The sequence below is a fragment of the Mycobacterium sp. 852013-50091_SCH5140682 genome (assembly GCF_001665685.1).
In the GTDB taxonomy this organism is placed as follows: Bacteria; Actinomycetota; Actinomycetes; order Mycobacteriales; family Mycobacteriaceae; genus Mycobacterium.
Window position 1 is genome coordinate 144,459 of record NZ_LZTB01000035.1, and the last position, 13,788, is coordinate 158,246.

The 13,788-nt window shown below is 64.1% G+C and carries 14 protein-coding genes; all 14 read right to left on the reverse strand.

What is annotated here, in order from left to right; all coding sequences use genetic code 11:
- Positions 1 to 7: 7 nt before the first annotated feature.
- The 14 genes from A5784_RS11565 to fabG all read right to left on the reverse strand — a co-directional run bounded on the left by A5784_RS11565 (position 8) and on the right by fabG (position 13,692).
- Positions 8 to 1,732 (reverse strand): class I adenylate-forming enzyme family protein, encoded by a 1,725-nt coding sequence (locus tag A5784_RS11565; RefSeq protein ID WP_064945027.1) that lies wholly within the window; start codon positions 1,730 to 1,732, stop codon positions 8 to 10.
- Positions 1,729 to 3,360, reverse strand: coding sequence for a class I adenylate-forming enzyme family protein (locus A5784_RS11570; RefSeq protein WP_232006014.1), 1,632 nt, complete (start codon positions 3,358 to 3,360; stop codon positions 1,729 to 1,731). The genes A5784_RS11565 and A5784_RS11570 overlap by 4 nt, the downstream gene beginning before the upstream one ends.
- 8 nt (positions 3,361 to 3,368) lie before the next feature.
- Positions 3,369 to 4,229, reverse strand: a complete 861-nt coding sequence (locus A5784_RS11575) for an SDR family NAD(P)-dependent oxidoreductase (protein WP_064945029.1) — start codon at positions 4,227 to 4,229, stop codon at positions 3,369 to 3,371.
- 181 nt (positions 4,230 to 4,410) lie between these two features.
- On the reverse strand, positions 4,411 to 4,647 hold the full coding sequence (locus A5784_RS11580) for a PucR family transcriptional regulator (RefSeq protein ID WP_232006015.1): 237 nt from the start codon (positions 4,645 to 4,647) through the stop codon (positions 4,411 to 4,413).
- A gap of 131 nt (positions 4,648 to 4,778) precedes the next feature.
- Complete coding sequence (locus A5784_RS11585) at positions 4,779 to 5,981, reverse strand: acetyl-CoA acetyltransferase (protein ID WP_064945031.1); 1,203 nt, start codon at positions 5,979 to 5,981, stop codon at positions 4,779 to 4,781.
- Positions 5,971 to 7,326: an OB-fold domain-containing protein gene (locus tag A5784_RS11590; protein ID WP_064945032.1), complete on the reverse strand. Its 1,356-nt coding sequence runs from the start codon at positions 7,324 to 7,326 to the stop codon at positions 5,971 to 5,973. The genes A5784_RS11585 and A5784_RS11590 overlap by 11 nt, the downstream gene beginning before the upstream one ends.
- Positions 7,323 to 8,531 (reverse strand): acetyl-CoA C-acetyltransferase, encoded by a 1,209-nt coding sequence (locus A5784_RS11595; protein WP_064945033.1) that lies wholly within the window; start codon positions 8,529 to 8,531, stop codon positions 7,323 to 7,325. The genes A5784_RS11590 and A5784_RS11595 overlap by 4 nt, the downstream gene beginning before the upstream one ends.
- Complete coding sequence (locus A5784_RS11600) at positions 8,528 to 8,782, reverse strand: hypothetical protein (protein ID WP_064945034.1); 255 nt, start codon at positions 8,780 to 8,782, stop codon at positions 8,528 to 8,530. Before A5784_RS11600 ends, A5784_RS11595 begins: the two co-directional genes overlap by 4 nt.
- A gap of 10 nt (positions 8,783 to 8,792) precedes the next feature.
- Positions 8,793 to 9,260: an aromatic-ring-hydroxylating dioxygenase subunit beta gene (locus A5784_RS11605; protein ID WP_197514712.1), complete on the reverse strand. Its 468-nt coding sequence runs from the start codon at positions 9,258 to 9,260 to the stop codon at positions 8,793 to 8,795.
- A 71-nt stretch (positions 9,261 to 9,331) separates the two neighbouring features.
- The gene (locus A5784_RS11610; RefSeq protein ID WP_064945036.1) at positions 9,332 to 10,600 is read right to left on the reverse strand and encodes an aromatic ring-hydroxylating oxygenase subunit alpha; all 1,269 of its coding nucleotides are present in this window, start codon (positions 10,598 to 10,600) and stop codon (positions 9,332 to 9,334) included.
- Complete coding sequence (locus tag A5784_RS11615) at positions 10,597 to 11,382, reverse strand: enoyl-CoA hydratase/isomerase family protein (protein ID WP_064945037.1); 786 nt, start codon at positions 11,380 to 11,382, stop codon at positions 10,597 to 10,599. The genes A5784_RS11610 and A5784_RS11615 overlap by 4 nt, the downstream gene beginning before the upstream one ends.
- Complete coding sequence (locus A5784_RS11620; protein ID WP_064945038.1) at positions 11,379 to 12,182, reverse strand: enoyl-CoA hydratase/isomerase family protein; 804 nt, start codon at positions 12,180 to 12,182, stop codon at positions 11,379 to 11,381. Before A5784_RS11620 ends, A5784_RS11615 begins: the two co-directional genes overlap by 4 nt.
- Positions 12,179 to 12,949, reverse strand: a complete 771-nt coding sequence (locus A5784_RS11625) for an enoyl-CoA hydratase/isomerase family protein (RefSeq protein ID WP_064945039.1) — start codon at positions 12,947 to 12,949, stop codon at positions 12,179 to 12,181. The genes A5784_RS11620 and A5784_RS11625 overlap by 4 nt, the downstream gene beginning before the upstream one ends.
- Entirely contained in the window at positions 12,946 to 13,692 is a 747-nt protein-coding gene (gene fabG / locus A5784_RS11630; protein WP_064945040.1) for a 3-oxoacyl-ACP reductase FabG, read from the reverse strand. Before fabG ends, A5784_RS11625 begins: the two co-directional genes overlap by 4 nt.
- Positions 13,693 to 13,788: the final 96 nt, after the last annotated feature.

Genomic DNA, 13,788 nt, shown 5'->3' on the forward strand with positions numbered 1-13,788 from the left:
CGCGTCGTCAACTAGGCCGCGGTGCAGCACCGACCTGCTGCACCAGGCGGTACTTCTGCACCTTGCCCGTTGGTGTGGTCGGCAGGTCTTCGGCGCGGTAGAACACGACGCGCTTCGGGACTTTGAACCTCGCCAGATTCTCTCGGCACATCCCCAGTACCTCGTGCTCGGTGATGTCGTGATCGGCTGCCGGGACCACCACCGCACAACCGATCTCACCCCAGCGCTCGTCGGTGAGGCCAATCGCGAAGACCTGGCTGATTCCGGGATGCTGTGCGAGCAGATCCTCGATCTCCTTGGGCATGACCAGTTCGCCGCCACTCTTGTACAACTCTTTGCTGCGGCCTGTCACCTGTAGGTAGCCGTCGAACCGTACCCGGCCCAGGTCCCCCGAGTGCAGCCAACCGTCTCGCAGATTGCGAGTGGTGTCTTCCGGGCGATTCCAATACTCGAGCATCGTGGTCGGTCCTGATGACAGCAGTTCACCTTCGCCTTCCGGCGGCATAGTGGCGCCGGTATCAGGGTCGACGGCGCGGTAGACGACGAGGGCATCGGTACCGGGTACACCGGCAACGCCGGCCAGCTTCGGTCTTCCCACCGTCGTGGTCAGCGATTCCAGCGGATCTTCGGGCAGGGTCAACGTCATCGCCCCACCGCATTCGGTCATGCCGTAACCCGTGACGATCTCGGTGACGCCGAATTCGGCGGAGACCTGCTCCCACAGCCAGATTGGAGCCGGGGCAGACCCACACAGGATGGCCTTGAGTGAGCTGAGGTCATAGTCGCTGCGTGCCGGGCTTTCGACCATCGCCACGGCCATCGTCGGCACACACAAGATATCGGTGGCGCGGTGGCGCTCGATGCCACGGAAGTACCCCTCCGCGCTGAAGGATGGCTGCAAGGCCACCGCGCCGCCCACATACATCACCGAGAGCAGCCCTTCGACATACCCGAACATGTGATAGCAGGGCAGGGAATACAGGATCCGACGGCCGTCTTCGTAGGCCCGGGTCAGAGCGGACGCGTAGCCCGTGCGAAGGACCGCATCGTGCGACACCACGACGCCCTTGGGCGCACCTGTGGTACCCGAGGTGTACAGCATGTCCCCAGGAGCCGACGGATCGACGGCCGGCGCGGAGAACGTCGCAAGGCGGCCCTCACCGAGCGCAGCGAGGTCGCGCACCGCCAACGCGCCCTGCCGCGGCTCACCACCGGTATCCAGGACGACGACACGGCGCAGTTCTGGTAGTCCGTCGGCGTCCGAGGCTCGATCACTGAAGCCGGGAACATCCCAGCCTGGGACGATGCGGTCGAGCATTCCCTGGTGGTCCAGAAGACCGAACTCCGTCATCGTGATCAACACCCGGCAGCCGGAATCGGCGAGCACGAAAGCCAATTCACTTTCGCGATAGAGGTAGTTGAATGGCACCGCAACCGCGCCGACACGCGCGATCGCGAATTTGACGGCCACAAACTCGGGATAGTTGGCCATCACCATGCCCACCCGGTCACCGGGGCGCACGCCCAGGGCTGACAGGCCGGCAGCCAGCCGGCGCGATTCCTCTGCCACGTCTCTATAAGTCAGCTCCGCCGAGTCGGAAAGCACGAAGGGGCGTGTCGGGTACTCCGCTGTGCATGTGTCGAGCCAGTCGGCCAGGCTCGTCGGCGACCAGACGGGGAACCGCTTGCGTAGCGCACTCCGGCGCGCCTCGATCGAGGGCCTCACATTCATAGTTCGTCCAACTCCTGCGCGCAGATTGCTTCACGGAGGGCGAACCGTTGAATTTTGCCCGTCGGCGTCATCGGGAAATCCTCGATGACAAACCATCGAGCCGGCACTTTGTACGACGGCATGTGTGCTCTGGCATGTTCAACCAGGCGCTCCCGCAAGCCTTCTCGGGTGTGGTCTATACGACAGACCGCGGCGACGATCTCGCCCATCTTTTCATCGGGGAGTCCCACCGCCACGACGTCGAGAACATCATCGTGCGCGGCGAGGACTGCCTCGACCTCAGCGGGTGAGATGTTCTCACCGCCACGGATGATGAGTTCCTTGAGCCTGCCCGTGACCGTCAAGTATCCGCGGTGGTCCATGGCGCCGAGGTCGCCGGTGCGAACGAAGCCGTCGGAGTCCAATGCTCGTGCAGTGGCATCCGGGTCGTGCAAATATTCGAGGAATTGCTGATCCCCCCGGGCGCAGATTTCACCGACCTCGCCCACACCGAGCGTCGCACCGGAGTCGGGATCGACGATCTTGCAGTCCAGGTGAGGTAGCGGACGCCCGACAGTCGTGAGCTGGTCATGCCTGCTGTCTCCGGGGCGGGTCAGAGAGAGCACGGGTGCCAGTTCAGTCTGACCGTACAGGTTGTACACCTCCGCCCCGAAAACGGAAGTGGCACCGTCGATCAGCTCACTGGATACACTGGAGGCACCGCCCATGATGATGCGCAACCGCGGGGCGGGCGTATCGAGCTGTCGCTGCCGCTGCAGCAAAGCCAGCAGCACGGTGGGGACGTAGAAGAGCACCGAGACGCTTTCGCGTAGCAGTGCTTCCAGCGTCGCGTCGGGGGTGAAACGCTCGCAGAGTATCGAAGTGCCCGCAACCCACAGCGGACCGATGGTGGCAATGACGCAGCCGGCGGTGTGAAACAGTGGCAATGGGTTGAAGCAGACCGCCCCCGCGGCCACCCCGGTGGCCTCCATCGTCAGCCTGGCGACGTTGACCAGCGCCCGGTGGGTCAACAGAACGCCCTTGGGCCGCCCTGTGGTACCCGATGTGTACTGCAGCATGACCGGCGAATCAGTCTCGATGTCCACGACACTGTCCGATGGTGCGGGCGCCATCCACAGCTCCTGCTCGGACAGTGAGATCCGGCGGATACCGGGGATGCCCGCGCACACCCGCGTGGCGACCTCAGACATCACGTACTCGCGGCTGACGTCGGCATGCAGCAGCACCCGCGCGCGGCTGTGCCGCAAGGCATAGTCGAGTTCGCCATCGCGCAACACAGGGTTCAGCGCCACCAGTACGACGCCGGCGAGGGCTGCGCCGTACTGGATGAAGGTCCACTCGATGACATTCGGGGCCCACAGGGCTACGTAGTCGCCGGGCTCGGCCAACTCGGCCAGGGCCGCAGCGACCCGGCGGGATCCCTCGAGAAGTTCTGTGTACGTGACTCTTTCAGTCTCACCCGTACCGTGACGGATACCGACAAGAGCTTCCCGGTCGGGGTGTTCGGCGGCGCGGGACGCGAGCAACCCGCCGACCGTATGGCTGGCGAGAGGTTCCGATCGGTCGCCCTCCCGGTAAGCCTGCACGAGCTCAGTCGCGCCGAGGTCTGGTGGAGGCACAGTGCTCACAGCGCGCCTCAGACAGGATTGCTGCCAAGTTTGGCATCAGACATATCGCTGATCCGTGACCACTTCGCGGTGATCTCCGCCAGACTGGGCGGCGTGGGGAACGTGACGCCGTCGTTCTGGAATTGCGCGACGCGCTGCACCAGGCCACCGCCGACCACGAACACCGATGCGGTGTCCTCGTTTTCGGTCGATACCAAGTAGCCGACCGCAGGCGCGACCAGCTCTGGATCGAGCTTGTCCAAGAGCTCCTGCGGGGCGATGTCGGCGGTCATCCGGGTGGCGGCGAGTGGTGCGATGGCGTTCGCTGTGATCGAGTACTTCGCACCCTCGATCGCCAGGGTGTTGATCAACCCCACCAGCCCAGCCTTTGCCGCTGAGTAATTGGCTTGTCCGAAGTTGCCGTAGAGGCCGCTGGTGGACGTCGCAACGACGATACGACCGAATTTCTGCTCGCGGAAATGCGGCCAGGCGGCGCGGATCACGTTGAACCCGCCATAGAGGTGCACCTTCTGCACAGCCTCCCAGCTATCGGCCGACATCTTGTGGAAGGCGCCGTCGCGCAGGATGCCGGCATTACTCACCACCCCGTGCACGGCACCGAACGCAGTGAGCGCGGTATCGATGATGGAGGCGGCGCCGGCCTCGTCGGCGACCGAATCGTAATTGGCGACGGCCCTTCCGCCGGCAGCGCGGATCTCCTCTACCACGGTGTCGGCGGCCTGGGTACCGGCACCCGAACCATCCCGGGCACCACCGAGATCATTGACGACGACTAGCGCACCGTTGGCCGCCAGAAATCGTGCGTACGAGCGGCCAAGGCCACCCCCCGCGCCCGTAACGACGACAACCTTGTCTTCAACACCAGACACCTGCGCTCCTCTGCCGGTCAGTTCTACTTGATTGAATCTAGGTTAAAAAAATGCGATCCGTCAAGGCGAAAACATGGACTGCATTCCCACACAGCCCCGTATTGACGCCGATTACAGCGCACAGCCTGTACGGTGCCGCAGCGACACCGCCGTCAAATTCAAAATAGAACCTACGGGCGGGTCACTCGTCGGAAGGGACGAGGATGGCGTCACCGAACCAGTGGGCCAACATCAACGCCACCTCAACGTCAAGCCGATCATCAGCCACGTCCCGTCCACGACGCTCGACGGCACGCTGCACGCGGTACTTGACCGAATTCACATGCAGATGCATTACATCGGCGGTCGCCTTGAAGCTCGACCCCAACTGCAAGAAGACGCTTAGGGTTTCGCGCAGGCGGTCATCGCTGTCGGTCATCGATGCCAGGTCACCGAGTACCGCGGAAACCCATCTGCGCGTCTCTACGAGGTCCCCGCTGAATCTGACCGCGACCTGCACCCCCGGATCCGAGGCCTAGGTCACCGGCACTCAACTGACCGATCCTGGGCTCAGCTTCGAAACGTGGGCCTGTTCGAGACGATCGACACGAAGGACACACACCCGCCCGGACGACCACCCAGATTGTGCGTGAGGGCAGTGTGGGGATCCGACAGTTGACGTTTGCCCGCCTCGCCGCGGAACTGCAGCCATGCTTCGTAGAGCATCCGCAAACCGCTGGCTCCCACCGGATGACCGAATGACTTCAGCCCACCATCGGGGTTGATCGGAAGCCGCCCGCCTGCGTCGAAGTCACCGGCCAAGACATCCTTCCACGCCTGCCCGGCATCGGAGAATCCGAGATCCTCCATCAGCACGATCTCGGTAGGGGTGAAGCAGTCATGGACCTCGGCGAGCGAGAGTTGCTCAGCTGGGCGGTCGATTCCCGCCTGGACATAGGCGTCCTTGGCCGCCTTGATCACCTCTGGGAACGTGGTGTAGTCGAAGGTCGAATCCATCGATCCGCGCGTGGATCCCGCAATGAGAGACAACGCTTCGACGTACATCGGGGTATCGGTGAACTCGTGTGCGCGCTCGGCGGGCACGATGAGTGCACACGCCGCACCATCGGAAACGCCTGAGCAGTCGAACACACCGAGACGCCCAGCCACCTTCGCGGCCCCGTCGATGGTCTCGCGCGACACCGGCGAGCGGAACTGCGCCTTCGGGTTTCGGGTTCCATTGTCGTGATTCTTCCAGGCGACGTGCGTCATCGCGGCCCGCATCTCGTCGGGATGCACGCCGTAGCGGTCGCAGTAGGCCGGATCGAGCAGAGAGAACGCTGCCGGTGCAGTCATCAAGATTTCCGGGGCAGTACCGTCGCCCGGCGGATCTTGGCGCAACAACCCGGAATACCCGGAGTCCTTGAGCTTCTCGACGCCGACAGCCATCACAATGTCGTAGGCGCCGGCCGCGACGGCATAGCACGCATTTCGGAAGGCTTCAGAGCCAGTGGCGCAGAAGTTCTCAACTCTGGTCACCGGCTTGTCATCGGTGCCAATCGCGCGGCTCAATGTCAATCCGCCCAGCCCGGAACTCAACGTGCCGAGCCAGTAAGCGTCGACGTCAGAGCGGTCGACGCCTGGGACCGCCGTCAAACACTCCTGGTACGCCTCCAGGATCAGGTCGTCCGTAGAAGCATCCCACCGTTCTCCGAACGTGCTGCACCCCATGGCCACGACCGCGACCTTGCCGGCGATTCCGTTACTCGGCACTGTCCTGCACCGCCTTCCAGAAATAGTCGTGAACATCGCCGGCAGTGAAGAGCCTCCGGAATGAAAAGCGAACGCGTGTCCCGACTTTGAGTTCCTCCGGGCGAGCATCGGCCAACTCGAGGGTGCACCGGCCGCCGCCGTCGACATCGATGACAGCCTGGATCATCGGCGGTGAGGGAGAGAACGCCAGCCGGTCCACCGTATACGTGACGACCGTTCCGCCCAGTCGCCCGGCCGCCACGTCGACCATCTCGTCGACCGACGCACACGACCGACACACCCGTGTCGGGGGAAGGTGGGTGAAACCGCAATTCGTGCACTGTGTTCCGGTGAAGCCGAACTTCCACTGCGCGGTTCTTGCTGCTGGTGGAGCGGCGGCGCGTTCAGGTTCGGGCCTGCGTGGGGATTCGCGTTCGACGAGTCCCCGCCACGACAGATAGGTCAGGTGCGGCACTGGGAGCCCGCAACTGCGCTGAGCGCTCAGCGCAGCAGCCTGTCGATGCTCGGTAATGGCGCCGGTGGTGCGGAACACGATGGAATCGCATCCATCGACGGCGGATATCAGCAGAATCGTGTCACCGGGGTCGGCGGTATCAAGGGCACCCGCCAAGGCGATCAGAGGGTCGGCAGCACCGGTATGCCCGATCGGCGACGTGATGACAGACTTCTGCCCCTTGACCAGAGTTGCGGCGCGCTTGACCACCGCGGTGTTCGGGCATGCCAGCACGACGTGGTCGGCCTCTGCCACGCCGGCTGCGTCCAATGCCTGTTGTGCCGAGAGTGTGATCAGTGCGCTGTAATGCTCGGCGCCGAATCGTTCCTCCCATTGAAACCCTGTTGGCGACAGTGGATCCCGCCATCGATCCAGAAATTCAGCGGTCAGCGATCGCGTTGCGAGGATGTCCGCGATGGGTTCGCCGTCACCGAAGTACAGCGCTGCGGCGCCGTCGCCACCGGTCTTCTCATCGGCCGATCCAGGCTTGCCGACGCGGACGTCAGCCGCGACAACCAACCCCCCGGAGCGGGCGCAGGCAAGGATGCCGGCGACGGTACTGCGAGCGGTGCCGCCGAGGTCGGCAGCGAGCACATCAGTGGGCAAGCCGAGTGCGGCGTGCACAGCACTGGCGTTCGTCTTGTCCGCGTAGGCAGGCGTCGTGGTCGCCAGGTACAGCGCACCCGGATGCGCACCCGGCTCGACCACCTGGCCGGCAGCGTTGACGGCCATGGTGGTCGAGTCTTCGTCGTAGGAGGCCACCACTCGATCGCCCCTACGCAGTCCAATATCGGCCCCGCTGAGCCGGTGCCTGGGCAGATAACTGGCGTATCGCAACAATCCGATCGTCACGAGGCACTCCTGAATACCGCAGCGATCCCCTGTCCTCCGCCGATGCACATGGTTTCCAACGCCAGGCCGCCACCGCGGCGACGCAGTTCGTGCAGCATGGTGGTCAGGATGCGCACCCCGGTTGCCCCAATGGGATGGCCTAGCGAAATCCCGGAGCCGTTGACATTGATCCGGTCTTCGACGTCGGCGGGCTTGAGGCCCCACCCAGATAGAACCGCGAGCACCTGGACGGCAAATGCCTCGTTGATCTCGATGAGCGAGAGATCATCGAAGGTCAATCCTGTCCGACTGAAGAGCTTTTCGACCGCTCCAACCGGTCCGATGCCCATCCGGGAGGGTTCACAACCGACCGCTGCCCACCCTTCCAGGAAGCCGATCGGTTCCAGGCCGAGCGATTCGAGTCGGTCCTCGGCAACCACCAGACAGGCGGCGGCGGCGTCGTTCTGTTGGGCTGCGTTCCCGGCGGTGACGGTGCCGCCGGAAACCACAGAGCGCAACCCCGCCAGCGTGTCCATGGTGGTGTCAGGCCGGATGCCCTCGTCTCGGGTCACCGTGACCGGATCTGCACGCCGCTGCGGCACATCCACGGCAACGAGTTCGTCGTCGAACAGACCACCGTCCTGCGCTGCCGCGGCACGACGGTGGCTGCGCACGGCAAATTCGTCTGCTGCCGCCCGGTCAATACCGTAGTCAGACGCGAGGTTCTCCGCGGTTTCGATCATCCCGCTGATCTTGCCGAACCGCCACACCGGTTGGGACAGTTCACGTCCGCGGTCGAGACGATCATAGAGCGTCTGGTTGCCCGACCGCGATCCCCAGCGAGCGGTGGTGGTGTAGTGCTCGATATTGCTCATCGATTCCACGCCGCCGGCCAGGACGACGTCGGAGGCACCGGTCTGAACGGTCATCGCGGCCGTGATGACCGCTTGCAGTCCGCCGCCGCAGCGCCGGTCGATCTGCAGGCCGGATACGCTGATCGGAAGCCCGGCATGCAGTGCTGCCCACCGTCCGATGCAGGGCGCTTCGGAGTTCGCATACGACTGCGCCATGACAACGTCTTCGATGACGTCGGGGTCGATGCCGCTACGGGACACCACCGCTTTGATGATGTGGGCTGCCAGGTCCTCGGCGCGCAGGGGACGCAGGCTGCCGCCGAACGCGCCGACCGGTGTCCGTAGTGGCGCAACGATGGCCGCACGTCTCATTCGTCGCCTCGCCAACGGTCGGCCGACGGGTCGAGCAGGCTGTTGAGCCGGTCGTTCGGGAGCCAGATGACGGTTTCGAGTTCGAGCGCGTCGAGGAACCGCGCCCGGCCCGTTCGCAGATCCTGCAACTTGAGCCGCGGTGAATTGGCCTGGTCGTCAATGCTGACGGCAACCTCGGCGAACTCGCTGCCGATGACCGCGCCGACCCCGGGTATGGCCACCGGTGCCGATTCATCGAATTGAATACCCATGCATGCTCCTTTAGATGAGGAAGCCCAGTGTCGGGATCGGTTTGTCGGCATCCACCAACTGCACCTTCTTGTAAGCCAATCGCAGTTCGCCGTCGACACGGCGCAAGCGATAGGTGGTGCGACCGCCCCAGATGTGGTTGCCGCGGGGCCGTGCCTCGATGACGATAAAGTTCGCCCCGACCTCCAGATCGAGAGTGCCCTCGGGATTCGTTCGGCCGCCGAGGAATTCGATGTTCGAGATGAGTCGGCGTAGATGCGACGGGGGCGCCTGGGCGTACCGACGGCCGGTGCGCACCTGTTTCAGCCTGGTCGAGATGCGGCTGCGGTTGTCGTAGATGATGGACATCTGCCGCATCGGATCGGGGTCACCGGACTCAGCGGGTACCCAGTACAGGGCATCGTCGGTCCACAGCGCCTCCCATGCGTCGTAGTCGTTCTCGTCGGCGTAACGGGCTTCGCGGAAAAGGAACTGCTCCACTGTGGACCGATCGAACTCTTCTGGAGCCGGCGCCAGTTCACCAGAGCCCTGCAATGACGTTGTCACGATCCTCAGTCCCTTTCCATCAGCGTCTTGTAGTGGGACCAGAAGCCGCGCATGCCGGTTTCGTCGGTGTTGGTGCCGATCGTGAATCCGTTCTCGTCGACCTTTTCGCGATTCATCCCGCGGCGGACGTCGAGCCACTCCGGGGTCAACGACGCGATGCCCTGCTGGTTGCGCTCGTACATCTCGGTGTCGTCGGCGAGCAGCATTCCTGCCGGACCCACGGAACCAACGCACTGAGAGACCATGCGGCGGTTGAGTTCTGGCGCGCCTGCCAATTGGACGGCCGTGGCGTACTGCACACATTCGTCGACGGCGACCGGCTGGATGTTGAAGACCTGGATCTCGGCGATGAACAGGTTCGGGAAAATCATCACGTGGGGAGCGCCTTCGACGAGGATCTCTTCCGCCGCGTCCCCGTGTTTGGCGCGTATGGCGGCCACGTAGTCCGGTACCCGGGATTCGGTGGTTCCGAACCACCGCATCGGCTGGGCGAACTTACGAAACTCCGGACGAAGATCATTCTCGCTGTGGCCGCCACCGAGATCTCGGGTCACTGCGATCGACGAGTCGCTGTACAGCGGACCGATCGTGCTTCCAGTGACCCCAAAGATCGACCCGTGGACGAACTGGGGGTGATATCCGTCGGTTTCGTTCTCCGCCAGAAGTTTCCAGTTGGCCCGCGCCTTGTGTTGAAGCCAGCCGGCCGTCAATTCCACACGGCCTTCCGGCGAGAGCCGGACCAGCCGGTCGATCTCGCCGGCGGCGGCACCGAGATGTTCCACCAGTGACGGCCCATCCGGGGCGAAGCTGCCGAAGACGAATCCGCCGTAGGAGTCAACCCGCGGGACACGCCCCATCGCCAGGTCGATTTTGCGGTCGCCGTAGCCCTTGAAGAACGGAAAACCGATGAGTTCTCCGTCGTTTCGGAAGGTCCAGCCGTGATACGGGCACCTGAAGGTGCTGGAGTTGCCCTTGGCGTCGTCGCACACCTGATTGCCGCGGTGGGCGCACCGGTTGAGCAGGAGATGGATTTCGCCATCGCGGTCGCGGGTCATGATGACGTCCTGCGGCCCGAGGTTCTTTCGCACATAATCGTTGGGCTGGGCCACCTCGCTCTCGTGGCCCACGAACACCCATGTGCGATACCAGATCTTCTCAAGCTCTTCGGCGTAGATGGAGGGGTCTGTGTAGAGCGTGCCGTGGACCTTCTCCGGGCGGATGAGCCGTTCGTATCGGCTGCCGGTATCAGCCGAGGGATCGATGACAGAGGTCATGAGACAACTCCTTGTCGTGGGCCGAACGAAGGCCGCCGCTTCTCCCGGAAGGCTGTGATGCCTTCGGCGAAGTCATCACTGCCGAACAGCCGTGCCTGATGGGCGGCTTCATGATCGAGCACCTCCATCGGAGGCAGTGCCGGGCTGATCGCGAGCAGGGTCTTGATGACGCCATAGGCCTGCGCGGGCCCCGCCGCGAGCTGTTGCGCGTCGGACTGCGCGGCGGCCAGGGCACTGCCGGGTTCTGTCGTGGCGTCGACCAGTCCCCAGCTCTCCGCGACGTCGGCGGTGAACGGTCGGGGAAACAGCAGCATTTGGCGCGCCCGGGCCGGGCCGACCCGGCGCGGCAGTGAAGCGAACGCTCCCATATCGCCGGCGAGTCCGACGTTGGTGAAGGTTGTCGCGAATCGGGCGTCACGCCCGGCGACGACGCGGTCACAGGCAGCGGCCAGCGCCGCACCGGCTCCGAATGCTGCACCCTCGACGGCGGCGATCACCGGCTTCGGGGTGTTCCAGATCGCCCGAATCACTCGCTGTGCCAACTGGGCACGTTCCATCGCTTCGGATTCAGACATGACCTTCATGGTGGAGATATCGCCACCTGAGCAGAACGTGCTGCCCGCACCGGTGAGAACGATCGCGCGCACGCCGGTGTCGGTGTGTGCCGATTCCAAGGCGTCGGCCAACTCCAGCCGGAGCGGGATGTCGATCGCATTGCGCACGTCGGGCCGGTTGAGGATAACGGTGCGCACGGCGCCGTCGTCGTCGATGAGGATGCTCATTGTCCGGTAAACCTCGGTGCGCGCTTTTCGATGACCGCACGCAGACCCTCCAGCGCATCGGCTGTGCCGGACAGCTCGGATACGGTGCGCGATTCCTCGGGCAGGCGTTCTTCGATGGAGGCACCGACGCCCGACCACACCAGCCGTTTGGTCGCCGAGAGCGCCTTGGTGGGCATGGCAGCCAGTTCGGCGGCGATCGCCTCGGCCCGGTTCTGCAGCTCGGTGTCCTCGACCACCTCGGTGATCAGCCCGATCGCCGCGGCATCGTCAGCGGTCAGCGTGGGGTTGGTAAGCAAGACGCGCAGAGCCTGCCTCAGTCCCACCAACTGCGCGAGGGTGACCGAGGAGCCGCCGTCGGGAGCCATCCCGACGCGGACCGCGCCGGAGAAGAATTTCGCCGAGCGCGCAGCGACAACGATGTCGGATGCGCAGACCAGTCCAAGGCCCCCGCCACCGGCGGCGAAGCCTTGGACTGCGGTGACGACCGGGACTCTGAGCTGGATGAGTGCCGCGGTCGCCAACTGCAACCAGGCTGTCGCTTCGCGCAAATAGTCCGGCAGGGCGGCACCCTTGGATTCGAACGTGTGGATGTCGCCCCCGGCGCAGAAGTTGCGTCCCGCGCCGGTCAGCAGTACCACCTTGACGGCCGGGTCGGCATGACAGGCCAAGACCGCCTCGTGGAGTGCCTTGAGCGTTTCGACATTGAGCCCGTTGGACGTGGCTGGACGATTCAGCCGGATGTTGGCAACTCCGTCGGATGCCACCTCCTGTAGGACGGCGGCGTTGATCGTGGCGGTCATGCTGTGACCTCTCTGCTCTTGAATGCGGATACCCCGTCCTGGCCGGCTTGGCCGCTGATCCGCCATACAACGGCGTCGGTCTCGTCGGCGTTGGCGCTGTCGAAGTCTTTGTTCAGGCCCTCCATGACGAGCCGCTTGACAGCGGTGAGTGCCGACCGCTCACGCCCTGCCATCCGCGACAGAAAGGCTTCCACCGAGTCATCGAAGTTTTCAGCGGGATACGAGTGGTACGCCAGCCCCATTTCGACGGCGTCGAAACCCGTGAACTTGTCCCCAGACAGCAGCAGTGCCAAGGCCTGCTGACGGCCGAGGATGCGCGGAAGACGGGCGGTGCTTGCCCCGCCCGGGATCATCCCGAAGTTGATGTGATTGTCCGCGATGCGCGCCTCGTTGGCGGTCAGGACAATGTCGGCAGCCTGCATGAGCTCGAACCCGCCGGCCATGGCGACGCCTTCGATAGCGGCCACGACCGGAACCTCGGCGCGGCCAATCGCGTCGCAGGCTGCCTTGAACGTGGTAAACAAGGTGCGAAGTTCCGAAGGGCCCGCCGCACGCAGTCTCTGTACTTCATCGAAGTCGCCGCCGGCGCAGAAGTTGCCTCCGGCTCCCCGAATCACGATGACATTGATGTCGCGGCGCTCGCCGAGTTGCGTAATCGCTGCCTCAAGCGTGCTGGCAAGTTCGACGGTGATGGCATTCATCCGGTCAGGACGATTGAGTGTGATGCGCCCGATTTTCCCGTCGATGTCGCTGACGACAGTATTCACATGTACCTCCCGCCACCGACCTCGATCACCGATCCGGTGATATAGCTGGACAGGTCAGAGCCGAGAAAGACCACTGCACCTGCGACCTCGGCCGGCTCGCCTGCGCGTTTCATGGGCACGTCGGCCTCGCGCTGGGCGAACACATCCGGGGGCATCGCCGCGGTCATCTTGGTCCGGATCAGGCCGGGCTGCACCGCATTGATCCGCACATTGTGATGAGCAACTTCTTTCGCCGCAGCTTTGGTGAGACCGACGATGCCGGCCTTGGCGGCGCTGTAGTTGGTCTGGCCGGGATTACCGGACTTTCCTGACAGCGATGAGATGTTGATGATGCTCCCCGACTTCTGCTCCCGCATCACGGCTGCCGCTTCGCGAACGCCGAGCCAGGTGCCACGGAGGTGCACGGTGACGACCGCATCGAAGTCCGACACCTGCATCTTCTTCAAGGAGGCGTCCCGCGTGATGCCAGCGTTGTTGACGAACACGTCGAGGCGGCCGAAGTCGCGGACGGTGTTGCCGATCAGGCTGTGCATCTGGTCTTCGGAGGTAACGTCGCACACTGCGCTTCCACAGTCTGCGCTCGCGCCGGCGATCTGCTCGACCGCCCCACGAGTGGCCTCTTCGTCCAGGTCGGCCAGCACCACCTGCGCGCCGTGTTGGAAAAGAGTTCGGGCGATCTCAAGACCGATCCCCTGCGCAGCACCGGTAACCACCGCTACCTTTCCCTGCAGCAGTCTTCCCATACTGGCCTCCTATCGACGCACCCGGCGTAGACAAATCTAATCGATATTTCTAATCTAGGTTAAATCACGGGACCGAGAGGTTTCAACCATGCTTCG